Origin of the sequence: Salegentibacter mishustinae, from assembly GCF_002900095.1 — a bacterium.
GTDB lineage: Bacteria > Bacteroidota > Bacteroidia > Flavobacteriales > Flavobacteriaceae > Salegentibacter > Salegentibacter mishustinae.
On sequence record NZ_LLKN01000001.1, the window covers coordinates 191,384 to 212,745 of the forward strand.

General features: G+C 36.9%; 23 protein-coding genes. 11 read left to right on the top strand and 12 right to left on the bottom strand.

The window, feature by feature from the left end:
* Window positions 1-8: 8 nt before the first annotated feature.
* Window positions 9-395, bottom strand: a complete 387-nt coding sequence (locus tag APB85_RS00985; protein WP_057480292.1) for a pyrophosphohydrolase domain-containing protein — start codon at window positions 393-395, stop codon at window positions 9-11.
* Between the two features lie 66 nt (window positions 396-461).
* Here APB85_RS00985 and APB85_RS00990 point away from each other — a divergent pair, with 66 nt between their 5' ends.
* The 6 genes from APB85_RS00990 to APB85_RS01015 all read left to right on the top strand — a co-directional run bounded on the left by APB85_RS00990 (window position 462) and on the right by APB85_RS01015 (window position 5,133).
* The gene (locus APB85_RS00990) at window positions 462-650 is read left to right on the top strand and encodes a hypothetical protein (RefSeq protein ID WP_057480293.1); all 189 of its coding nucleotides are present in this window, start codon (window positions 462-464) and stop codon (window positions 648-650) included.
* 57 nt (window positions 651-707) lie between these two features.
* Window positions 708-1,739 carry an SRPBCC family protein gene (locus APB85_RS00995; protein WP_057480294.1) on the top strand — a complete coding sequence of 344 codons (1,032 nt, stop codon included), beginning with the start codon at window positions 708-710 and terminating at the stop codon, window positions 1,737-1,739.
* A 6-nt stretch (window positions 1,740-1,745) separates the two neighbouring features.
* Window positions 1,746-2,120 (top strand): fluoride efflux transporter CrcB, encoded by a 375-nt coding sequence (gene crcB, locus APB85_RS01000; protein ID WP_057480295.1) that lies wholly within the window; start codon window positions 1,746-1,748, stop codon window positions 2,118-2,120.
* 171 nt (window positions 2,121-2,291) lie between these two features.
* Window positions 2,292-2,630 (top strand): P-II family nitrogen regulator, encoded by a 339-nt coding sequence (locus APB85_RS01005; protein ID WP_057480296.1) that lies wholly within the window; start codon window positions 2,292-2,294, stop codon window positions 2,628-2,630.
* 30 nt (window positions 2,631-2,660) lie between these two features.
* Complete coding sequence (locus APB85_RS01010) at window positions 2,661-3,902, top strand: ammonium transporter (RefSeq protein WP_057480297.1); 1,242 nt, start codon at window positions 2,661-2,663, stop codon at window positions 3,900-3,902.
* A gap of 115 nt (window positions 3,903-4,017) precedes the next feature.
* Window positions 4,018-5,133: a porin gene (locus APB85_RS01015; RefSeq protein WP_057480298.1), complete on the top strand. Its 1,116-nt coding sequence runs from the start codon at window positions 4,018-4,020 to the stop codon at window positions 5,131-5,133.
* 1 nt (window position 5,134) lies between these two features.
* Here APB85_RS01015 and APB85_RS01020 read toward each other — a convergent pair whose 3' ends face one another.
* The 4 genes from APB85_RS01020 to APB85_RS01035 all read right to left on the bottom strand — a co-directional run bounded on the left by APB85_RS01020 (window position 5,135) and on the right by APB85_RS01035 (window position 8,109).
* Entirely contained in the window at window positions 5,135-5,692 is a 558-nt protein-coding gene (locus APB85_RS01020; RefSeq protein WP_057480299.1) for a DUF1684 domain-containing protein, read from the bottom strand.
* A gap of 28 nt (window positions 5,693-5,720) precedes the next feature.
* Window positions 5,721-7,145 carry a hypothetical protein gene (locus tag APB85_RS01025; protein WP_057480300.1) on the bottom strand — a complete coding sequence of 475 codons (1,425 nt, stop codon included), beginning with the start codon at window positions 7,143-7,145 and terminating at the stop codon, window positions 5,721-5,723.
* Window positions 7,146-7,249: 104 nt separating this feature from the next.
* A complete protein-coding gene (locus APB85_RS01030) occupies window positions 7,250-7,444 on the bottom strand; it encodes a DUF1328 domain-containing protein (RefSeq protein WP_057480301.1) in 195 nt (64 codons plus the stop codon).
* Window positions 7,445-7,653: 209 nt separating this feature from the next.
* Window positions 7,654-8,109 carry an Lrp/AsnC family transcriptional regulator gene (locus APB85_RS01035; protein ID WP_057480302.1) on the bottom strand — a complete coding sequence of 152 codons (456 nt, stop codon included), beginning with the start codon at window positions 8,107-8,109 and terminating at the stop codon, window positions 7,654-7,656.
* 116 nt (window positions 8,110-8,225) lie between these two features.
* On the opposite strand from APB85_RS01035, the gene APB85_RS01040 reads away from it, so the two are divergent.
* A complete protein-coding gene (locus APB85_RS01040) occupies window positions 8,226-8,630 on the top strand; it encodes a hypothetical protein (protein WP_057480303.1) in 405 nt (134 codons plus the stop codon).
* Between the two features lie 15 nt (window positions 8,631-8,645).
* Here APB85_RS01040 and APB85_RS01045 read toward each other — a convergent pair whose 3' ends face one another.
* Complete coding sequence (locus APB85_RS01045; RefSeq protein ID WP_057480304.1) at window positions 8,646-9,260, bottom strand: MarC family protein; 615 nt, start codon at window positions 9,258-9,260, stop codon at window positions 8,646-8,648.
* Between the two features lie 514 nt (window positions 9,261-9,774).
* Window positions 9,775-13,230, bottom strand: a complete 3,456-nt coding sequence (locus APB85_RS01050; RefSeq protein ID WP_057480305.1) for a methylmalonyl-CoA mutase family protein — start codon at window positions 13,228-13,230, stop codon at window positions 9,775-9,777.
* Between the two features lie 141 nt (window positions 13,231-13,371).
* On the opposite strand from APB85_RS01050, the gene purU reads away from it, so the two are divergent.
* From purU to APB85_RS01065, 3 genes are all read left to right on the top strand, one after another.
* Complete coding sequence (purU, locus tag APB85_RS01055) at window positions 13,372-14,223, top strand: formyltetrahydrofolate deformylase (protein WP_057480306.1); 852 nt, start codon at window positions 13,372-13,374, stop codon at window positions 14,221-14,223.
* Window positions 14,224-14,286: 63 nt separating this feature from the next.
* On the top strand, window positions 14,287-14,994 hold the full coding sequence (locus APB85_RS01060; protein ID WP_057480307.1) for a DUF4197 domain-containing protein: 708 nt from the start codon (window positions 14,287-14,289) through the stop codon (window positions 14,992-14,994).
* 170 nt (window positions 14,995-15,164) lie between these two features.
* Window positions 15,165-15,347, top strand: coding sequence for a Lacal_2735 family protein (locus tag APB85_RS01065; protein WP_057480647.1), 183 nt, complete (start codon window positions 15,165-15,167; stop codon window positions 15,345-15,347).
* Here APB85_RS01065 and APB85_RS01070 read toward each other — a convergent pair.
* From APB85_RS01070 to prfA, 3 genes are all read right to left on the bottom strand, one after another.
* Window positions 15,344-16,117, bottom strand: coding sequence for an ABC transporter substrate-binding protein (locus APB85_RS01070; RefSeq protein ID WP_057480308.1), 774 nt, complete (start codon window positions 16,115-16,117; stop codon window positions 15,344-15,346). The two genes, APB85_RS01065 and APB85_RS01070, sit on opposite strands and share 4 nt — an antisense overlap.
* Window positions 16,118-16,126: 9 nt before the next feature.
* Window positions 16,127-16,945, bottom strand: a complete 819-nt coding sequence (pyrF, locus tag APB85_RS01075; protein ID WP_057480309.1) for an orotidine-5'-phosphate decarboxylase — start codon at window positions 16,943-16,945, stop codon at window positions 16,127-16,129.
* Between the two features lie 132 nt (window positions 16,946-17,077).
* Window positions 17,078-18,154 carry a peptide chain release factor 1 gene (gene prfA, locus APB85_RS01080; protein WP_057480310.1) on the bottom strand — a complete coding sequence of 359 codons (1,077 nt, stop codon included), beginning with the start codon at window positions 18,152-18,154 and terminating at the stop codon, window positions 17,078-17,080.
* A 383-nt stretch (window positions 18,155-18,537) separates the two neighbouring features.
* Between prfA and APB85_RS01090 the strand changes: the two genes are divergently transcribed.
* A complete protein-coding gene (locus APB85_RS01090; RefSeq protein ID WP_057480312.1) occupies window positions 18,538-19,200 on the top strand; it encodes an ATP-binding cassette domain-containing protein in 663 nt (220 codons plus the stop codon).
* 41 nt (window positions 19,201-19,241) lie between these two features.
* Here APB85_RS01090 and APB85_RS01095 read toward each other — a convergent pair whose 3' ends face one another.
* Together APB85_RS01095 and APB85_RS01100 are read right to left on the bottom strand one after the other, a co-directional pair.
* Complete coding sequence (locus APB85_RS01095) at window positions 19,242-19,769, bottom strand: hypothetical protein (protein WP_169929144.1); 528 nt, start codon at window positions 19,767-19,769, stop codon at window positions 19,242-19,244.
* A 395-nt stretch (window positions 19,770-20,164) separates the two neighbouring features.
* Entirely contained in the window at window positions 20,165-21,343 is a 1,179-nt protein-coding gene (locus APB85_RS01100) for an AIR synthase related protein (protein WP_057480314.1), read from the bottom strand.
* Window positions 21,344-21,362: the final 19 nt, after the last annotated feature.

Genomic DNA, 21,362 nt, shown 5'->3' on the forward strand with positions numbered 1-21,362 from the left:
CAACAAAATTAGTCTCTAAGCGCTTTTGCAATATTCGGCTTAACATAGGCTGGCCCTTTAATTACTTTGCCCATTTTATTATATATTGGATTTCCGTTTTCATCCAGCTTACTCATATTACTCTGCTGGATTTCATCAAAAATTGCTTCAATTTTATGTTCCAGTCCGTGTTCAATAATGGTTCCGCATAAAACATATAACATATCGCCCAGGGCATCAGCTACTTCGGTAAGATCTCCATTATTTGCTGCCTCCAGGTATTCCTCGTTCTCCTCTTTCATTAATTCGTAACGCAACCGGTTTTTTTGGTCTCCCAGGGAAGCTATTGGATCGTCAGAAATTCCTAATTTAAAGCTGGTATGAAATTGCTTTACTGCGGCGAGTCTTTTCTTCATTTTTATATAATTTAAATCAATTACAGGTTAAGCCTAAAACCTTAACTTTGCATAAAAGTAAATAAAATGTTTAGCACAGGCCAACTCGTTTTCGCAGGCTTATTTGTAGTCGTTTTTGTAATAATTATTGTGATTAGTTATAAAAAAGATACTTTATTACATAAAAAACAATATAAAGGTAGTATTTGGGTACTTCTGGCATTTCTTGCCTTTATAGGCTTACTGTTTATACTTAAAACCTTTTTAAATCCCTAAATATCTTGTTTACCAAATATTGTTAAAATAAGTATCTTCGTTTCTAAACCAACCTATATGAAAATTTTAAAATACCTTTTCTTTCTACTTTTAATAGTGATAATTGCGGGTTCTATCTATATCGCCACAAAAGATGGAGATTACCAGGTAGAAGAAACCAAAGTAATTACCGCACCGGTAGAAATGGTTTTCCAGGAAGTTAATGAACTTAAAAACTGGGAAAATTGGGAGCCCTGGTCTGCTGAAGCCGATGATATGATCATAGAATACGGAGCGAAAACAAGTGGAGACAGCGCTACTTATTCCTGGAAAAGCGAGAGTGCCGGTGATGGAGAAATAAAGACTATTGCGGCTAAACCTTATTCTGAAATTGAACAGGAAATCACTTTTAAAACTTCTTTTGGAGAATCTACAAGCGATGTCTACTGGGAGTTCAAGGAGATTGAAAACGGGACGGAAGTTACCTGGGGAATTACAGGTCATCAAAGTTTTATGGAAAAGTTAGCTTTCACCTTTCAGGAACAAAGTATTTCAGAAATGATGCGTCCAAAGTTTCAAAAAGGTCTTAATAATATGGAAAGCGTCATTTTAAATAAAATGGATAAATACACCATTAATGTAGATGGTGTTATTCAGCACGGTGGCGGTTATTATATGTACACTACTACTGCCAGCAAAATTAGCCAGGTAGATGAAAAGATGGCTCCGATGTTTACCGAAGTCTCTACCTATATGGATGAAAACGGGATTGAGAAAAACGGAAATCCTTTTGTTCTTTACAATGATTGGAACGAAACATCGGGAACAGCTATTTTTTCAGCAGGAATATTTACCTCCAGCGAAGTAATTACGCCCGCTGAAAGTGAGATCTTAAATGGATTCATACCCAACCAAAAGGTCTTAAAAACCACTTTAAAAGGTGATTATAAAAACCTTAAAGAAGCCTGGGACACCGCCTATAATTATATTGCAGAGAACGATCTTGAAGTTATAGAGGATGCTCAAAATTTTGAAGTTCATTTAACTTCCCCAGAACAAGTGGCTAATCCTGCTAAATGGATCACACACCTTTACATTCCTGTTAAATAAACACTTATGTTTAAACAACTATTATTGATTTTTCTGGGTGGCGGCCTTGGCAGTGTTTTGCGCTACCTAATCAGTAAAAGTTTAAATTCTGAAACCTTTTTTCTACCCTACGGAACTTTTACCGTAAATATCCTTGGAAGTCTATTGCTTGGCCTAATTTTAGGCCTCGCTGCCCGGCACGAATTCTTTAGTTCTAATCTCGTATTATTCCTGGCCGTAGGTTTTTGCGGCGGTTTCACTACTTTTTCAAGTTTTGCTCTTGAAAATCAAGCACTTTTACGTTCGGGCGACTACCTAAATTTCTTCTTTTATGCTTTTGGAAGCATAATTCTTGGAATTTTAGCTGTCTTTTTAGGTCTTTTTCTCTCCAAACTAACCTAGCCGGCACCCCAAAATTTACAAACAAAGTAAAACTTAGCCTTTTATAAAAACAACCCCTAAAAAATTAGGGGTTGTTTTTGTTTTATTCGCATTAATTAAGCATGACACCCTATTTTTTTATGGGTGTTATGATAATTTTATACTTTTATAACCATTAAAAATCAAGTTTTTATGAAAAAAATAGAAGCAATCATTAGAAAGTCCAGGTTTGACGAAGTCAAGAAAGCACTTCACGAAACCGAAGTCAATTTTTTTAGCTATTGGGATGTTACCGGAGTAGGTAATGAGAAACAAGGCCACGTTTATCGCGGAGTATCTTATAGTACCAGCGATATTCAACGGCGCAAGATCTCCTTAGTGGTATCAGATCACAATGTAGAAAGCACAGTAGAAACAATCTTAAAAGCCGCCCATACAGGTTCTGTGGGAGATGGAAAAATATTCGTAACACCGGTGGATGAAGCCTACCGCATAAGAACTAAAGAAAAAGGAACAGACTCTCTTTCTTAAAATATCAACTCATTATAAAAAATCACTTTTATGGAATTACTTACTACAAATAATGTTTGGATGATGGTGTGCACCGCCCTGGTCTTTTTTATGCACCTGGGCTTCTCACTTCTTGAAGTTGGACTTACAAGACAAAAGAATGCCATTAATATCTTATTTAAAAACGTATTTATAATTTGTGCCGGCTTACTTACCTATGCTATTCTTGGATTTAATTTAATGTATCCGGGCTCATTTTTAGCCGGAGTAATTCCGGATTACTTCTTTGACCTTTTCGGGTTAAGTGCGCCTGTTGCAGATGGTTCTTTAGACTTAGCCTATAATGAAGGCTACACTTACTGGACAGATTTTCTATTCCAGGGCATGTTTGCGGCAACTGCGGCAACTATTGTTTCCGGGGCGGTAGCAGAACGAATAAAGCTGGGAAGTTTTATGCTTTTCTCGGTAATTTATATTACGATAGTTTACCCGATTGTAGGTTCCTGGAAATGGGGCGGTGGATTCTTAGACGGTCTTGGCTTTTATGATTTTGCCGGTTCTACCCTGGTACATTCAGTAGGTGGATGGGGAGCTTTAATAGCTATCTATTTACTGGGAGCTCGTTTAGGTAAATTTGGAAAAGATGGGCAGTCTCATGCAATTCCGGGTCACAATATTCCTTTGGCAACAGCAGGAGTTTTTATCCTTTGGTTAGGTTGGTTCGGGTTTAACGGAGGCTCAGTTCTTTCAGCCGATCCTTCTTTGACCTCTATTACTCTGGTAACAACCTGTCTTGCTGCAGCAGCCGGTGGTATTTCAGCTTTTTTAGTTTCAACAATTGCTTATAAAAATTATGATCTAACCATGTTTCTAAACGGAATTCTAGGTGGGCTGGTAGGTATTACTGCAGGTGCAGACCTTATGTCTCCTTTTGATGCGGTGCTTATTGGTCTAGTAGCAGGAGGAGTTATTGTTTTTGGGGTGTCGCTTATTGATAAACTAAAACTGGATGACCCTGTTGGTGCAGTAGCTGTTCACCTGGCTTGCGGAATTTGGGGCACCCTCGCCGTAGGAATTTTTGGAAGTATGGCCGGTTTTGATCAATTCCTTACCCAATTGGCGGGCGTGGGAATAATTGGTGCTTTCTGCTGTATTTCTGCATTCGTAATTCTTTCTATTATTAAAGCAACTATGGGCTTAAGAATGGAAGAAAAAGAAGAAACCGAAGGCCTGGACGCTCATGAACACGGTATGGATGCCTATGCCGAATTTGGAACGGTCCACGAAAGATAAATAAAGATTAAAGCTTATAAAAGAAAAAGGAGCGCTTGGCGGAGCGCTCCTATAAAGTAAACCTCTCATAAAGCTTTGCTCAACACATTTCAACTTATTAAACAAGACTTTTATTATGAAAAAATTTACCATTACAAATATCCGAAAAATATTCCTTTTAGGAATCTGTTTTGCTGCCGGAAATAACTTGCAGGCGCAGGAAACCGAAGAAACTAAAGTTGAAAGCTTTATGTCTAATTTTAGTATTAGTGGCTCTGTAGATACTTACTTCAGAACAAATTTTAATGGACTAAATAAGTATGAGTACAATGAAGCCGGTGATATTATTGCAGGCCCACAAGCTCCAGCTTCTTCTTTTGCAAACGATCCCGGTTTCGCTATTGGAATGGCGAATGTAATTTTAGGTTACGAAGGAGAAAAAGTAGGTTTTGTGGCCGACCTGGTTTTTGGACCTCGTGGAGAAGATGCTGTATTCGCATCAGGCGCTCCCAGCAATATCGTAAATCAATTATATGCTTACTGGAATGTGTCAGATGCAGTTACTTTAACACTGGGGAATTTCAATACCTTCCTGGGATACGAAGTGATTTCCCCGGCTGCCAATTTCAATTATTCCACTTCCTATATGTTTTCCTATGGCCCTTTTTCGCATACCGGAATTAAAGCAGACTTCACGATAGATGATAATTGGAGCGCAATGTTGGCCATTATGAATCCCACAGACTGGACTGAATTTAATCCCTACGGAAAATATTCTTTTGGCGGACAGTTAGGCTATTCTAACACAAATGGAAGCGCATACCTAAACCTATTATACGGTGAGCAAATGCCAATTTCAGACGAGGCAACGTTTCAGATAGATTTGACTACAGGTTGGGATTTTACCGATGCTTTCTATTTAGGCCTTAACACCACTTATAACACTACAGATGGCGCGGGATTTTACGGAGCAGCACTGTATCCGCAGTTTCAAACTTCCGATAGTTTTGCTATTGGTTTAAGAGCTGAATATTTTAAAGAACTGGAAGATGGCGGCCCTGTTTACGGCACTGATGCTGAAGCAATAGATTTTACGCTTACCGGTAATTACACTGTGGGAAACCTAACTATTAAACCGGAACTACGCCTGGATAAAGTTTCTAATACTCCATCGCCGGTCTTTATTGATTCAGATTTAGATGGTACCGATAATCTTTCCTCTTTTGTACTGGCTGCGGTTTATGCGTTCTAAATCAATTAAAGTTCTTAACGCCTGCTGTAACTGCAATTTCCAAATTATTTTCAGCAGGAACTATAGGACATGAAAAATCACCATTATAAGCACAATAAGGATTATATGCTTTATTAAAATTTAAAAAAATGGAATCACCCTCCGGTATCCTTAAGTCCAAATACCGTCCGCCGGAGTAGGTGGTTTCACCATTGGTAAGATCTGTAAAAGGTAAAAACAGGTAATTATAATATTCAGGATCTGAGATTAGCTCCTGATTTTGAAAGACATCCAGTTTAAAATCTTTCCCTTTAATACTAAAATACAATTCTCCGTATTTCACATAAACAGGTTTTCTATTAGTGGTAGTTTCCATTTTAAAAGGAGCTTCAGCCGGAGTTCTTAAAAAATGAGCTTTCACTAGAAAAGCTGAATCAATCTCGAAAAAATCCAGCTTCTTAAATTGAGCTAAATCATCTTTTGAAAGCGGAGTACGGTCGGGATCACTAAATTTTTCATTCATATCCCGCTGAAATTCCTCCAAATTTTCTTCCTGAGCAGTAGCTGAAACAGAAAGCATTAAGGAAACCAGAAAAAATAATTTCAGACTAACTATCAGCGTTATAATATTTGGCTTCCCCAAGATATTCCCTGATTTTCTCATTATAAGCTTTACTTAATTTTAAATCTAAAATTCCTTCAATATCGTATAATGCGTCCATATTATCAAAGCCGGTTTTAAGCAAATCTTCAAGATACAGGAGCGCTGTCTCGTGATCGCCATCGTGGCCAGCAATTTTAATGATGTTAAGATATGCTTCAGGATCATCCTTATCGAAAATGGTACGGAGAATACTCACAAATACTTTTGATCTGGCATTAGCCTTGGAATTCACATAAGTATCGTAGTAACTCTTACTAAGAGCATCTAAAAAGCCAAGAAGCCGGATTGCTTTATTTTGCTTTGGTCCACTAAATTTTTCTTCATTTTCCTTTAATTCCTGCACCTGGGCGGCCCACCAACCAACATTTTCAAAATTAGAAGTCATAACATCGCCATCCATATAATAAATATAATCCTCTCGTTTGGCATTTTCCGAAGCGATAGCATTGCGATAATCTCGTCTTTGCTGCCTGAATGCTTTATTTCGTCTAATATTCTTTATCTGGTCTCTCAAATCTATTTCCAGTCCAAAATCATCATACTTATCTTCAATCTGTTTCAGTTTTTCAAATGCCTGGTAATAATTACGCGTGCGTCTCAAAACCTGGGCATATTCCACTTCAGCATTATAAAGTTGCTTTATTAAATCTAGATTTTTAGGCCTTTTCCCCTCCTTTATCGCATTCAAGGTAAAACCTGCAACTGCATTTTGAATTACATCGGCAGCAGGCCATTCCACTCCATCTTCACAAGTATAGAAATTCATCTCTGTAGGGTAATCCTCTTTATCGAAATAATTTTCTATTTCCTTTAGAATCCCCATTGTACTCCTGCTTTCGCAGGCTATTGCACTAAACATAAACTTATTGCCAGAGTTCAAATAATCAGTATTTAACCAGGCATTTTCCACAGCTAACACTCCAGATATATTATTGTATATAAATGGCAGTGCTGTAGCCAGTCGACCACCTTCAGAAAGACCAGCTAAATAAACCTGTTCCCTATCAATAGCCAACATTCCATCTACCTGGTTAATAAAAGGTCCTATTTTAGTAAGGTTATTTTTTAAAGAATCTTTCTCTAAGTTTAAATTGGAGGCGGCGATAACATAAGATTGCTCTTCTGCCACCGTTCTGAATAGTTGAGTAGCCGCCCTTCCTCTACCTTGAGGGTCAAATACAAAAATTACCGGCCATTCTTTTTTTTCATCAAAATCTTGCGGGAGATATAAAGCAAAACTACTTGCAATAGAATCTTTAGTTGGAATTGAATCTACAATTCTACCTAAAGGAATTTCAATTTCCTGGGTATTTCCTAATTGAGGTATAAAACTTAAGAGTAAAATTAAAAAAGGTATCTTTTTCATCATAACATCACGTTATTACTATAAATATAAGCATAGATATCAAAGATCGTGCATAAAAAAAGCCTTCATCAAAGAGGAAGGCTTCATAAACATATAGGCGGTAGATTTTATTTTTTAACGCGTTGTAGTCTAAGATTGTCATCTCTAAAGAAAAGACGGGCAACTAACGAGACTACAAGTAAATCTGCAAAGATTAAAAACAACACCCTCACTACTTCAATACCGGCAAAATTTAATCCGGAAAATCCTATCGCACCGGTTAAAGCCGCAACGATTAGGAATAATGTACTATACTTTCTCATAATGCAATTTCTTTTTTGTAAAAATAGGTACAGTATAGTCGTCATGCTATTAATAAAATTACAATTTGCTATTATTTAACTAAACCAAATATAGCTTTAAGAAATTAGTTAAAATAGCCTCAAAAAAGAAGGTATTTTAACTGAATTTAAAAAAAACAGCACAAAAATCATCTATTTAGAAATCGCCGGAAATAGCTATACATAAGAATTTAAGATAATTTTGTGGCATTTTTATTTATTGGTGCAAATTCTACCACCTGAGACAGTACAATATGGGTTTTGGTTTCGCCATAAGTGATAAGTTTGTCTATAAATTCTTCTAGATGAGCTTGGTCTCTTAAAACGACTTCCATAATAATATTTTCATTTCCCGTAATACGATAGCAATTACTAACCTCTTTAAATTCCTTTACCTTTTCAAGAAAGGGTTTTAATCTTCCCATAAAAGCCCGAAGAGTTATTATAGCTTTTAATTGATGGCCGGTTTGATGATAAGAGATTTGAGTTTTATAGCCTTTTATAATTCCGGCATCTTCCATTTTCTTCACCCTTTCTGCCACAGCCGGTGAGCTTAATCCTATCTCCCTGCCAATTTCCGCAAAAGAGTACCTGGCGTTTTCTTGCAAGCGAGTTAAAATAGCCCAGTTAAGTTCATCAATTTGCATATTAAAGTTTTATATGAATAATACCTTTTAATCAAAGGTAAAATATATTTTCAAGCTTAAAACCCGAAGTTAAGCTATTTATTTTCTCTTTAATTTTATGCTGAAATTTATTACTAATGTCACAGGCTTTTTCTTATAAATCTTATCATACACCGGTTTACCGGAAAGCTTTGGAAATTTTTAAACTTTCCAGGGCTATGGCTGTACATTTTACACAAGATAAACACGTGCTGGAAATGGGCTTTTCAGCCTGTCCAAAAGACAGATATGCGGGAGACCTTGTAAATGAATCTCTTCAACTTGCCCCGGGTGTTGCTTCTGTAGTCTCTGCAAAAAACTACGGCTCGCGATTAGAACGAATTCGAAAAATTAGAAAGGCAAGTAAAAGTTTAAAAACGCTTTGTAGAAATCTGGAGTTCTCTGGAGTAAGAGAGAGTGAGTTTTTAGAGCTGCTAAAGAAAGAAATTCATCTTTTTGATAAAATGATCGCAGATTGGATTCAGCAACTTAGAAAAGCTTAATTTAAGCTTAGCTATCTATTCAAAGAAAGCGAGCTTCACACCTTCAATAAGCATATTGGTTCCAATAATTGCGATAATTAATCCCATTATCTTCTCTATTACAATAATCTTATTCTGACCTATAAATCGCACTAAATATTCACTCGAAATAAAAGCGAGATGATTTAAAAACATTATTAAAGCAAACATCGCAACTATAATTCCCATATCCATATAGCTGGCCGTGGTAGTATAGTTTACTGCTGTCACGATGGTTCCCGGACCGGCTAAAATTGGAATTGCCAGCGGAGAAATGGAAATGCCTTCATTAAAATCCACTTCTGTCTGGTTATCAATACTGGATTGTTGTGCTCTTATCATTTCAAAGCCCACAAAAAACACCAAAATCCCACCCGTTATTTTAAAGGCAGGAATAGTTAATCCAAAAAGTTGGAAGATATATTTACCCAATAACACAAATCCTGTAACAATCACAAAAGCCGTGAAAGTCGCTTTTTTAGAAATAAAACGCTTTCTTTTTCCATCGGCCTGCTTGGTTAAGCTAAGGAAGATCGGAATATTCCCCACCGGATTATTAATCGCGAAAAATGCGGTAAACGCACCTATGGCATATAACCAGATATTTTCCATAGATTTATAATTTTGGTACTTACGAAGTTACAGGTTAAATTTTAGAAGCTGCAAAACTAATCTGAAATTTTAGCCCCACCCAATAAAAAGGATAAAAGTTTTAGGCAGCTTAAAATCTGATAATTAAAATATCACTTTTTCAGAGTTGAAGGAATGACCAGGACCGTTCATCCAATAATATTATTGAAACCCGGAGATAAAAAAATTCATAAATAAAAAACCCCAATGAGGCTTTCGCCTATTGGGATAATTTATCAGTAACTCTATAATATTAGAGCGGTGATTCGCAAGGCTCATCGCTTCATTTTTTTTCAATAAACTGCTTTAACGACATTTCCTTTTAAAGATCCCGATTTCGCTCCGCTTATCGGATAAGCGATTCGCACGCCTTCTCAAAGCGAAACAAATTCAACAACACTTTACTAGTAGAGATCCCGATTTCGCTCCGCTTATCGGGGATAAGCGATTCGCACGCATTCTCAAAGCAAAAAGCTTTGAGAATGCGGCTCTCTGCTTACATATTTCTTCTATACTGTCCGCCAACCTCAAACATAGCCTGGGTTATTTGTCCAAGGGAACAAACTTTGGTGGCTTCCATTAATTCTTTAAAAATATTCTCATTTTTAATTGAGGCCTCTTTAATTTTCTCTAAAGCTGCTTCAGCTGAATCTTCTTTGGCTTTGTGAAGCGTACTCAAAGTTTTAAGCTGGTGCTGCTTCTCTTCTTCTGTAGCTCTAATCACTTCGCCCGGAGTTACCGTTGGCGAACCGGTAGAACTTAAGAACGTATTTACCCCAATAATTGGATAATCCCCATTATGCTTTAGAGTTTCATAATGCAGACTTTCCTCCTGGATTTTTCCACGTTGATACATTGTTTCCATTGCACCAAGAACTCCACCTCTTTCTGTAATTCTATCGAATTCGGTTAAAACGGCTTCCTCTACAAGATCGGTTAGTTCTTCGATAATGAAAGATCCCTGAATTGGATTCTCGTTTTTCGCAAGTCCCAGTTCTTTATTGATAATTAACTGAATAGCCATCGCTCTTCTTACCGAAGCTTCGGTTGGCGTGGTGATCGCTTCATCATACGCATTGGTATGTAATGAATTACAGTTGTCATAAATCGCGTAAAGTGCCTGAAGCGTAGTTCTAATATCGTTAAAGTCGATTTCCTGGGCGTGTAGCGACCTACCTGAAGTTTGAATATGGTATTTCAGCATTTGCGCCCTTGGATTTGCGCCATATTTATGTTTCAGTGCTTTAGACCAAATTTTTCGTGCCACTCTTCCTATTACTGCATATTCCGGATCAATTCCGTTAGAAAAGAAGAACGAAAGGTTTGGACCAAATTTATTAATATCCATTCCCCGGCTTAAATAATATTCCACGTAAGTGAAACCATTAGCCAAAGTAAATGCTAACTGTGTAATTGGGTTTGCTCCTGCTTCAGCAATATGATAGCCGGAAATTGAAACCGAATAAAAATTCCGTACTTTTTCTTTTATAAAATGTTCCTGAACATCTCCCATTAAACGCAAAGCGAATTCGGTAGAAAAAATACAGGTGTTTTGCGCCTGGTCTTCTTTTAAAATATCAGCCTGAACGGTTCCGCGAACCACGCTAATAGTTTTTTCTTTGATGTCTTCGTAAACCTCTGCCGGAAGAACCTGGTCTCCGGTAAGTCCTAAAAGCATCAAACCAAGTCCGTTGTTTCCTTCGGGTAGTTCACCGCGATAAACGGGACGGTCTAGATCTCGGTCATCATAAAGTTCTTTATATTTTGCTTCAACTTTATCTTCAAGTCCGTTATCTTTAATGTATTTCTCACATTGCTGATCTATAGCGGCATTCATAAAGAAACCAAGCAACATAGGCGCCGGGCCATTTATCGTCATACTTACCGAGGTCATAGCGTCTGCCAGATCAAAACCGGAATAGAGCTTTTTAGCATCATCTAAACAGCAAATAGAAACCCCGGAATTTCCGATTTTTCCATAAATGTCGGGACGTTCATCTGGATCATTTCCGTAAAGCGTTACCGAATCGAAAGCGGTAGAAAGTCTTTTTGCGGGTAAGCCCATACTCACATAATGAAATCGGCGGTTGGTACGCTCTGGCCCACCTTCACCGGCAAACATTCTTGTTGGATCTTCGCCCTGTCTTTTAAACGGATAAAGACCTGCGGTATATGGAAATTCTCCCGGAACATTTTCCTGAAGGCACCATTTTAATATATCGCCCCAGGCTTTATATTTTGGAAGCGAAACTTTTGGAATTTGTGTATGTGAAAGCGACTCGGTATGTGTATCTATTTTTATCTCTTTATCACGAACCTTAAAGGAATAAACAGGTTCTACATATTTATTCACCTTCTCCTGCCAGCTCTGTATCACTTCCCAGTTATAAGGATCTAAATCCATTTTTACACGATCAAACTCTGCGAAAAGTAGTTTTAGAAAATCTTTTTGGGAATCTTCAGCATACTCATTTATCTCCTCTTGATTAATTCCGTGTTTTTCTAAATATTTAGATTGATTGTTTGTCATTTCCAAACCAGAAACCGACTCGATGGTTTTAAAAACGCCGTAAAGCTTTTGAGCTACCTCAGCCTGGTTTAAAGCTTTCTCATCGTAGCTTCTGTTATTTTCAGCAATTTCTGAAAGATAACGAGTACGTTTTGGTGGAATCACGAAAATCTTTTCACTCATTTCTGCTGAAATCTCAAAGGTAGAATTAAGATCGGCTTTGGTTTTTTCAGCAATCTTATCCATAATTTGACGATACAGGGTGTTCATTCCCGGATCGTTAAACTGAGATGCGATGGTACCAAAAACAGGTAATTTTTCAGCATCTTTATGCCATAACTGGTGATTTCGCTGATACTGCTTTTTTACATCACGCAAAGCATCCTGTGCCCCACGTTTATCGAATTTATTGATCGCTACTAAATCGGCAAAATCAAGCATATCGATTTTCTCTAACTGGGTGGCCGCACCAAATTCCGGCGTCATCACGTATAGCGCAACATCAGAGTGATCCATAATTTCGGTGTCGCTCTGTCCAATTCCGGAAGTTTCCAGAATAATTAAGTCGAATTCAGCAGCTTTTAAAACTTCAACAGCCTCAGCCACGTGTTTAGAAAGTGCCAGGTTGGATTGGCGAGTAGCCAGGGAACGCATATAAACGTGTTTGTTGTTTATGGCATTCATCCTAATTCTATCGCCCAACAAAGCGCCGCCGGTCTTTCTTTTAGAGGGATCTACCGAAATAATCCCGATGTTTTTCTCAGGAAAATCGCCTAAAAACCGGCGTACTAATTCGTCTACCAAACTGGATTTTCCTGAACCACCGGTTCCCGTAATTCCAAGAACTGGAATTTCACTTTTGTCTGTGTCTTCTCTTAAAGGTTCAAAATGCTTCAGAAAAGAATCGTGTTTATTTTCTGCAAGGGAAATTAGCCTTGAAATGGTATTTACATTCTTATTTTTTAAATCTTCAGCAACAGATTTTTCTTCAACCAAATCGCGAGTTTCAGTATCTACCCGCTTCACCATATCATTGATCATTCCCTGGAGCCCCATTTCACGACCATCGTCTGGCGAGTAAATTCTGGTTATTCCGTAGTCCATCAATTCTTTGATTTCTTCAGGAAGAATTACTCCACCACCACCGCCAAAAATAGCGATATGACCGGCGTTTTTCTCCTGAAGCAGATCGTGCATATATTTAAAATACTCGGTGTGACCTCCCTGATAGGAAGTCATCGCGATAGCCTGCGCATCTTCCTGTATAGCGCAATTCACCACCTCGTCTACACTGCGGTCGTGACCAAGATGAATTACCTCAACTCCTGTAGACTGAATAATGCGGCGCATTATATTAATTGCTGCATCGTGCCCATCAAAAAGCGAAGCTGCGGTAACAATTCTTATTTTATTTTTAGGCGAATATGGCTTTTGTTGTTCCATTGCTAATTATTTCTGAAATTTGAACCTGCAATTTACGAAAATTGTAATTCTAAAGCTCCTACTGTGCTATTATTATAATTCTGAATTCTGCTATTTTGTATCTTCCCGAAATGCTTAATTTTAGACTCCTAAAGCTGTATTATGTCAAAAATTACACTCCTTATTCATTGTCCCGATACTTCAGGAATTATTGCCCACGTTACTTCATTCTTTTACAAAAGGCAGGGTAATATTATTTATATAGACCAATACGTAGATGTAGAGAATACCGTTTTTTTTATGCGGTTGGAATGTGAGTTCAATTCGCAAACCAGTATAAAAATTACTAAAGATGAATTTAGGGAAACGGTGGCTAAACAATACAAAATGTCCTGGCAAATGTATTCAGCCAGTGCAAAACCACGTATGGCCGTTTTTGTTTCTAAATATGATCATTGCCTTTATGATATTTTAAGCAGGTACAAATCTAACGAGCTAGAGGTAGATATTCCTTTAATTATTAGTAACCATATAGATCTTGAACACGTAGCTCAAAGTTTTGGAATTCCTTTTTATCATATTCCGGTAACAGCCAGGAACAGAGAAAAAGCTGCTGAGAGCCAGCTTGCTTTACTGCAAAAAGAAAAAGTAGATTTTATTGTCCTGGCCAGGTATATGCAAATAATTCCAAAATCTTTAATAGCTGCCTTCCCCAATCGAATTATAAATATTCATCACTCATTTTTACCTGCCTTTGCAGGAGCGAAACCATATCATCTAGCCTATAAACGAGGTGTAAAAATAATTGGAGCGACCAGTCACTATGTTACTGAAGAACTTGACGCCGGCCCTATAATTGAACAGGATATTACTCGTATTTCTCACAGTCATTCAATTAAAGACCTTATTTTAAAAGGTAGGGATTTAGAAAAAATTGTTTTAGCGAAGGGAATCAAATATCACATCGAGAGAAAAACTTTGGTTTTTAACAACAAAACTATAGTCTTCATCTAACAAGTATTTTCGCGGTCAAATCAGCTTAAAACAAAAATGATACATTTGTAAAAAAGCTACGTTATGAAAAAATTATGTCTTGTCCTTAGTATTTTCTTATTTACATCCTGTGCTGAACTTCAGGAAATCGCCAGTCAATATCCGCAAGTTGGCGTTAGCAATACCGAAATAGCTTCAGGTTTACGCCAGGCGTTAGATATGGGGATTGAAAAGCAGGTAACTAAACTTACCGAAGAGAATGGGTTCTACAGCAATGAGTTGGTTAGGATAACCTTGCCTCCAGAATTACAAAAAGTAGATAAAACCCTACGAGATGTTGGTTTAGATGCTTTAGCCGATGAAGGCTTAAAAGTATTGAACAGAGCTGCGGAAGAAGCAGTTAAAGAAGCTACGCCAATTTTTGTAAATGCCGTACAAGAGATCACCTTTAATGATGCCAGAAATATTTTATTAGGCCAGGATAATGCCGCCACTTTATATCTTACCGCTAAAACCGAAGAACCACTTTACAGCAAATTTAATCCTGTAGTGACCAATTCACTCGAAAAAGTTCGTGCCACGCAAGTTTGGAGCAATATTATTAATCGATACAATAGCCTGCCTCTTACCAGCAATGTAAATCCAGACCTTGCAGATTATGTTACCAACCAGGCACTTGAAGGAGTTTACACCATGATCGCGGTTGAAGAAAAAGAGATAAGGGAAAAAGTTTCAGCAAGAACTACTAATCTTTTACAACGAGTTTTCGCCTTACAGGACAGTCAATATTAGGATGAATGATGTATGCTAAAAAATTAGTGAAATCTTCTTGAGAATTCATTTGTCTAATTTTTTTAACATATTATCGAATCAGCTAAATTATTTTACACTAAGATTAACTCAGACTTAGCAATCCTTTGCGGTTGTGCGCCTTATATTTGTACAAAGAAGAAAACAGTTTTATGTTCAAAATCTTTGAGACAAAATCTACAGAAGAATGCCTTTGTGATAAGTACACCCATCTTATGCACAAATCTTATAAATTGGCTCTTACCGATAAAGAGGAAAGTGACCGATTGAATGAGAGAGCACAAAAAATTCTTGATGAGCTTAGAAGAATGAAGTACGATAAAATAGATTATTAATCGCGAAGCGTTTTAAAATAGTCTATTGCTTCTACCAATCGCGATCCATACCAACTAAAATACTCACCATCTACCAGTTTAATTTCAACATTTAAAGTTGAAAAATATTCTTTATGCTTTTCCTTAAAAGGAAATGGTTCAGACGAAAGCAAGATTAAATCAGGATTTTTATCCTTTAATACTTCAAGAGTGGTTTCTGGATATCTTGCTTCCCTGAAGATATTTTCAAACTTATTCAGTTTTAAAAGTTCATCTATAAAAGTGTCTTTCCCAGCAACCATTAAAGGTTTTTTCCAAATAAAATACGCTACTTTTCTAATCGGTTTATTCTGAATTTGTTTCTGAAGAACACCAATCTTATCTCTAATAGAATTCACCATTGTCCCCACCAAAGCTTTTTTTTGAAAGATTTCACCGTATTGATGCATCAAATCAAAAGCATCTTCAATTTTCACAATATCTGAAACGTGTACGGGAGCAATTTCTTCAAGCTCCGCTACCATCTCTTGAGTGTTCTCCTCTTTATTACAGAGAATAATATCAGGATCCAGTGCTTTTATTTTTTCCAGCTTTACTTGTTTTGTGCCACCAACAATGGTTTTGTTCTTCCTAAGATGTTTAGGATGAACGCAGAATTTAGTAATACCCAAAATATTTTCTTCAAGTCCCAGATCAACAAGAAGTTCGGTTTGACTGGGCACTAAAGAGATAATTCGCCTGGGAATGTTTGGAAGAGAAATCTTTCTTTGTAATTGATCTATCACTTCCATGTTAGAATTTTAAAGTTTACTCAACTCTTCTGCCATTTGTTGCTGAAGTACTTCAGCTTTGGCTCCGGCAATTTCAGCAAAATTTGAAGATTCTGAAGCGTAAATAATCTTTCGAGAAGAATTCACCAGTAATCCCACATTTTTTGTCATTCCGTATTTACATACGTCTTCCAGTTTTCCGCCCTGCGCGCCAACACCTGGAACCAAAATAAAGTTTTCAGGAATTATTTCTCGTATTTCTTTTAAGTATTCAGCTTTAGTAGCGCCCACCACATACATTAACCTCTCGGAATTCTTCCATGTTTTAGAAGTTTTCAACACCTTTTTGTAAAGCTCTTCTCCGTCAATTTGCTGCGTTTGAAAATCGAAAGCGCCCTCATTAGAAGTCAAGGCCAATAAAATTGCCTGCCTATTTTCAAACTCCAGAAATGGCTCTACTGAATCTTTCCCCATATAAGGCGCTACAGTTACCGAATCAAATCCAAGATCCTGAAGAAAAGTTTTGGCGTACATCCTGGAAGTATTTCCTATATCACCGCGTTTAGCATCAGCGATAGTATAGATTTCAGGATATTCGTGGTGAAGATAATTTATCGTCTTTTCTAAAGCCTGCCAGCCTTCTACACCGTTAGCTTCATAAAAAGCGATATTCGGCTTATAAGCAACGCAAAATTTATGGGTAGCGTCTATAATCGCTTTATTGAATTCAAAAATAGGATCGTCTTCAGATAATAAATAGGTAGGGATCCTGTCTATATCTACATCTAGTCCCACACATAAAAACGATTTCTTTTTAAAGATCTGTTCAGTTAATTCTTGCGGGGACATAGGTTAGTTTTTTTGTAATTAATATGGTTTAAAATATAAAAAGAAAATTCCGCTTTCGCGGAAAGTAATTCTTAAAATAAAGTATTTGTCATACTTAAAAAAAGAGACCTCCGCCTTAGCGGAGGTGACAGTTTAAAATATATCTGAATTTTCTTTAAGCTTCTCTGTATTTTCTACAAATCGCAATTCGTCCAGTATTTTCTGGATATCCCCATTTATGATATTTGAAAGATCATAAAGGGTAAGATTTATACGGTGATCTGTAACTCTTCCTTGGGAATAATTATAGGTTCTAATTTTCGCACTACGGTCACCACTGGAAACCATAGAGTTTCTTTTGGCGGCATCGGCTTCCTGTTTTTTAGCAAGTTCCATCTCGTATAAACGGGAACGTAATACTCTAAAAGCCTTCTCCTTGTTCTTATGCTGTGATTTTTGATCCTGGCACTGTGCCACCAAACCTGTTGGTTCGTGAGTTAAACGCACGGCAGAATAGGTTGTGTTTACTGATTGCCCACCGGGACCGGAAGAACAGAAATAATCTATTCTTACTTCTTTTGGATCTATCTCTACATCAAATTCTTCAGCTTCAGGTAACACCATTACGGTAGCGGCCGAAGTATGCACACGACCCTGGGTTTCAGTTTGCGGAACACGTTGCACGCGGTGTACACCGGCTTCAAACTTCATTGTTCCATAAACATCTTCACCGGTAACTTCAAAGATCATTTCTTTAAATCCGCCACTTGTACCTTCACTATAATCTACAATATTATGCTTCCAACCTTTGCTTTCAACATATTTAGTATACATTCTATAAAGATCTCCGGCAAAAATACTGGCCTCATCACCACCGGTACCGGCTCTAATTTCAATTACTACGTTTTTGGCATCGTCTGGATCTTTAGGAACCAGCATCATTCTTATCTTCTCTTCCAGCTGCGGCACTTCCTTTTCGGCCTCTTCCAACTGCATTTTGGCCATTTCGGTCATCTCCGCATCACTGCCATCGGCAATAATTTCCTTAGCTTCTTCAATATTGTTGGTAAGCTCCAAATATTTCTCGCGCTCATCCATTAAAGCCCTAAGGTCTTTATATTCTTTATTTAGTTCTATATATCGCTTTTGATCTGCTATCACATCGGGCTGAATAATTAAATCATTCACCTCATCAAAACGCTGCTTTACTATATTAAGCTTCTCGATCATATAATCACTCTGATTTTTAGGAACACAAATTTACGATAAATTGATTGATTTATAAGATTGAAAAAAGAATTGTAAATTGAAATCCTCCAAGAGGACTAAATGATAAGCAAAACCAGAGCGATCTTATATTTTTACCGGCAATTTATTTTGGGGTCTATTTTATTGAATTTCTTTTTCCTGCTTTTCGGAAATCCTGTAGTATTTATCGTGCTATTCAAACTCTTTCTTGGTGCCCTGATATTCTATTTATATAAAACTTCTTATAAACATCAGCTTTACTTTTACCAAAACCTTTCGCTAAGCACAGTAAAGCTTTTTTCCTTCGCCTTTCTCCTGGATTTTATTTTCATCATACTTTCTGCTGAAATTTATTCTCTAATATTATGATCTTCGAAATTGATAACGTTGAGCTTTATTTTGCCGAAAAACAAATCCTGAACGGGGTTTACCTAAAAGCTGAAACAGGAAAGCTAACCGGCATACTGGGAGCTAATGGTTGTGGAAAAAGTAGTTTGCTCAATATTTTCTTCGGAAGTTTACAACCTCGGCACAAACTAATTAGGATTGATAAAAAACCTTATCTAAAGCCACTTTTTAAATACGGAATCGTAATATACTTACCACAGGAAAATTTTATTCCGCCAAAAATGAAACTTGAAACCTGCTTTCAACTTTTTAAGGTAGATATTACAGAATTTTTACAGGTTTTCCCTGAATTTAAAACCTACAAAAGAGCTAAAATGCGTGAACTTTCGGGAGGACAACGGCGTGTTATAGAAATTTACATCTGCTTAAATAGTAGAGCTAAACTTATTCTTTTAGATGAGCCTTTTTCACATCTTTCTCCACTTTATATTGAAAAAATTAAAAACTTAATTCAGGAATTAAAAAAAGAAAAAGCAATAATTCTTACCGATCATATGTACCGGCATATTTTAGATACCAGCGACGAGCTTTACCTGCTAAAAAATGGCAGTACCAAATTGATTAGCCAAACTAGCGAGTTAGAAGATTACAATTATCTTAAAGCAGGAACACTGTATTGAATTCAATTCATCTAAGACAACTACTCAAGTAAAACTTGAGCTTAAACCTCTCTTTGCTCCAAATTATTGTTGTTAGAATCTTCTATAGGTTTTATCCAAAAGAGAAGTAGCAAGCCTAAAGCGAGAATATGGAAAAACCTATCTGGGTAGTAAAATACCGGTACATCCAGGTAGATTGCAATAAAAAAATTAAAATCAGAAAAGGCCAGAAAAAGTGCAGCCAGTAAAAAATAAAAACTTCTTTTATTGCTCACTATATTATTATATGTAAATGCAACACCAACTAATAATATGGTCAATAGCGTGAGCGCTAAATATACGGGATAGAAATAATCGTAAATAAAAGCTTCAGGAACCATAGCTAGCAATTTAAATAATAAATAAATATTAATAGCCACCACGGCAATTCCCAGCATCAATTCAAAAAACTTAAATTTTACAGAACGAATCTTAGGAAAGACAATAAAAATTAATAAAGAGAAAATGAGCGACCTGGCGAGAAATGTTATAAAATTAAAAACCTGAATTTCATAATACACTAACGAGATGTCGCAAAGTAAATAGGACACTAAAACATAGTCCATTTTAGACTTGAAAATTCCGGAGGAAAAACTCCATATTACAAAATAAAGGGAACTTGCTACTCTAAACCATCTACTAATTTCTTCACCTAAAAAATAGATACTGAGTAGATTAATAACAACCCAGAATACTGTAGATATAATTATAAATTGAGAGCTATAGAGATTCCGTGTTTTCGCCAAAAGGATATATTTTTAAAGTTTAAGAAGCACAAATATTTTTTTAAAATATTTGAAAATCAACTAAATAATCCGGTTTTAAGCCCCAACGCCCGAAATAAGTTTAATTCAAAGAAAGACGGATTATAATTTCCGTGTCACAAAAAGTAAGCCATAAGTCTGTTTGAAATTTAAGCTCGAATAGTGAGAATTACAAACAGAAGTTAATATTGAAACTCCCCGAACTCACTTTTTATTGTGAGTTTCTTTTCTACTGAAGCTTCCACCCTACCCACAATTTGCGCGTCTACGTTAAAAGATTTGGAAATCGCAATAACCTCATCAGCAATCTCAGGATTTACATAAAGCTCCATTCGATGTCCCATATTAAAAACCTGGTACATTTCTTTCCAATCGGTTTTACTTTCCTGCTGAATAAGTTTGAAAAGCGGCGGCACATCAAACATATTGTCTTTTACAATATGCAAATTATCTATAAAATGAAGAATTTTGGTTTGTGCACCCCCACTGCAATGCACCATCCCATTAATTTCTTTATTTCCTAATTTAGAAAGTATCTTCTTAATAATTGGCGCGTAAGTTCGGGTTGGCGAAAGCACTAATTTCCCCGCATCTAATGGTGAATTTTCAACCTTATCGGTTAAAGATTTATTACCGGAATAGATCAAGTCTTCAGGAATATCGTTGTCAAAACTTTCGGGATACTTTTCGGCTAAGATCTTAGAAAAAACATCGTGCCGCGCAGAGGTAAGTCCGTTACTACCCATTCCGCCGTTATATTCCTTTTCGTAAGAAGCCTGCCCTGCAGAAGATAAACCAACAATTACATTCCCGGGTTTAATATTTGCATTATCAATTACCTCAGCTTTATTCATCCTGGCGGTTACGGTAGAATCTACAATAATAGTTCTCACCAAGTCACCAACATCGGCAGTTTCACCACCGGTAGAATGAATTTCAACACCAAATTCTTTTAATTCAGCAATCAACTCTTCAGTACCATTTATTATAGCTGAAATCACCTCCCCGGGGATTTTATTTTTGTTGCGACCAATGGTTGAAGAAAGCATAATATTATCTATAGCGCCCACACAAAGCAGGTCGTCTATATTCATAATCAAAGCATCCTGGGCAATTCCTTTCCAAACCGAAAAATCTCCGGTTTCTTTCCAATACATATAAGCAAGGGAAGATTTAGTTCCGGCGCCATCGGCGTGCATAATTAAGCAATGCTCGTTGCTCCCGGTAAGATAATCGGGCACGATTTTACAAAATGCTTTAGGAAATAACCCTTTATCTACATTTTTAATGGCATTGTGCACATCTTCTTTTCCGGCTGAAACTCCACGCTGGGCGTATCTTTTGCTTACTTCCTGACTCATAATTCCTGAATTAAAACCC

Bases quoted from the DNA above. Each gene is read 5' to 3' on its own strand.
- APB85_RS00995 (WP_057480294.1), top strand. From the start codon at position 708: ATGAAAATTTTAAAATACCTTTTCTTTCTACTTTTAATAGTGATAATT.
- APB85_RS01015 (WP_057480298.1), top strand. From the start codon at position 4,018: ATGAAAAAATTTACCATTACAAATATCCGAAAAATATTCCTTTTAGGA.
- APB85_RS01050 (WP_057480305.1), bottom strand. From the start codon at position 13,230: ATGGAACAACAAAAGCCATATTCGCCTAAAAATAAAATAAGAATTGTT.
- APB85_RS01010 (WP_057480297.1), top strand. From the start codon at position 2,661: ATGGAATTACTTACTACAAATAATGTTTGGATGATGGTGTGCACCGCC.
- APB85_RS00985 (WP_057480292.1), bottom strand. From the start codon at position 395: ATGAAGAAAAGACTCGCCGCAGTAAAGCAATTTCATACCAGCTTTAAA.
- APB85_RS01070 (WP_057480308.1), bottom strand. From the start codon at position 16,117: ATGGAAGTGATAGATCAATTACAAAGAAAGATTTCTCTTCCAAACATT.
- APB85_RS01030 (WP_057480301.1), bottom strand. From the start codon at position 7,444: ATGAGAAAGTATAGTACATTATTCCTAATCGTTGCGGCTTTAACCGGT.
- prfA (WP_057480310.1), bottom strand. From the start codon at position 18,154: ATGATCGAGAAGCTTAATATAGTAAAGCAGCGTTTTGATGAGGTGAAT.
- APB85_RS01040 (WP_057480303.1), top strand. From the start codon at position 8,226: ATGTCACAGGCTTTTTCTTATAAATCTTATCATACACCGGTTTACCGG.
- APB85_RS01045 (WP_057480304.1), bottom strand. From the start codon at position 9,260: ATGGAAAATATCTGGTTATATGCCATAGGTGCGTTTACCGCATTTTTC.
- APB85_RS01005 (WP_057480296.1), top strand. From the start codon at position 2,292: ATGAAAAAAATAGAAGCAATCATTAGAAAGTCCAGGTTTGACGAAGTC.
- APB85_RS01090 (WP_057480312.1), top strand. From the start codon at position 18,538: ATGATCTTCGAAATTGATAACGTTGAGCTTTATTTTGCCGAAAAACAA.
- pyrF (WP_057480309.1), bottom strand. From the start codon at position 16,945: ATGTCCCCGCAAGAATTAACTGAACAGATCTTTAAAAAGAAATCGTTT.
- APB85_RS01025 (WP_057480300.1), bottom strand. From the start codon at position 7,145: ATGATGAAAAAGATACCTTTTTTAATTTTACTCTTAAGTTTTATACCT.
- APB85_RS01060 (WP_057480307.1), top strand. From the start codon at position 14,287: ATGAAAAAATTATGTCTTGTCCTTAGTATTTTCTTATTTACATCCTGT.
- APB85_RS01035 (WP_057480302.1), bottom strand. From the start codon at position 8,109: ATGCAAATTGATGAACTTAACTGGGCTATTTTAACTCGCTTGCAAGAA.
- APB85_RS00990 (WP_057480293.1), top strand. From the start codon at position 462: ATGTTTAGCACAGGCCAACTCGTTTTCGCAGGCTTATTTGTAGTCGTT.
- APB85_RS01020 (WP_057480299.1), bottom strand. From the start codon at position 5,692: ATGCTTTCTGTTTCAGCTACTGCTCAGGAAGAAAATTTGGAGGAATTT.
- APB85_RS01100 (WP_057480314.1), bottom strand. From the start codon at position 21,343: ATGAGTCAGGAAGTAAGCAAAAGATACGCCCAGCGTGGAGTTTCAGCC.
- crcB (WP_057480295.1), top strand. From the start codon at position 1,746: ATGTTTAAACAACTATTATTGATTTTTCTGGGTGGCGGCCTTGGCAGT.
- purU (WP_057480306.1), top strand. From the start codon at position 13,372: ATGTCAAAAATTACACTCCTTATTCATTGTCCCGATACTTCAGGAATT.
- APB85_RS01065 (WP_057480647.1), top strand. From the start codon at position 15,165: ATGTTCAAAATCTTTGAGACAAAATCTACAGAAGAATGCCTTTGTGAT.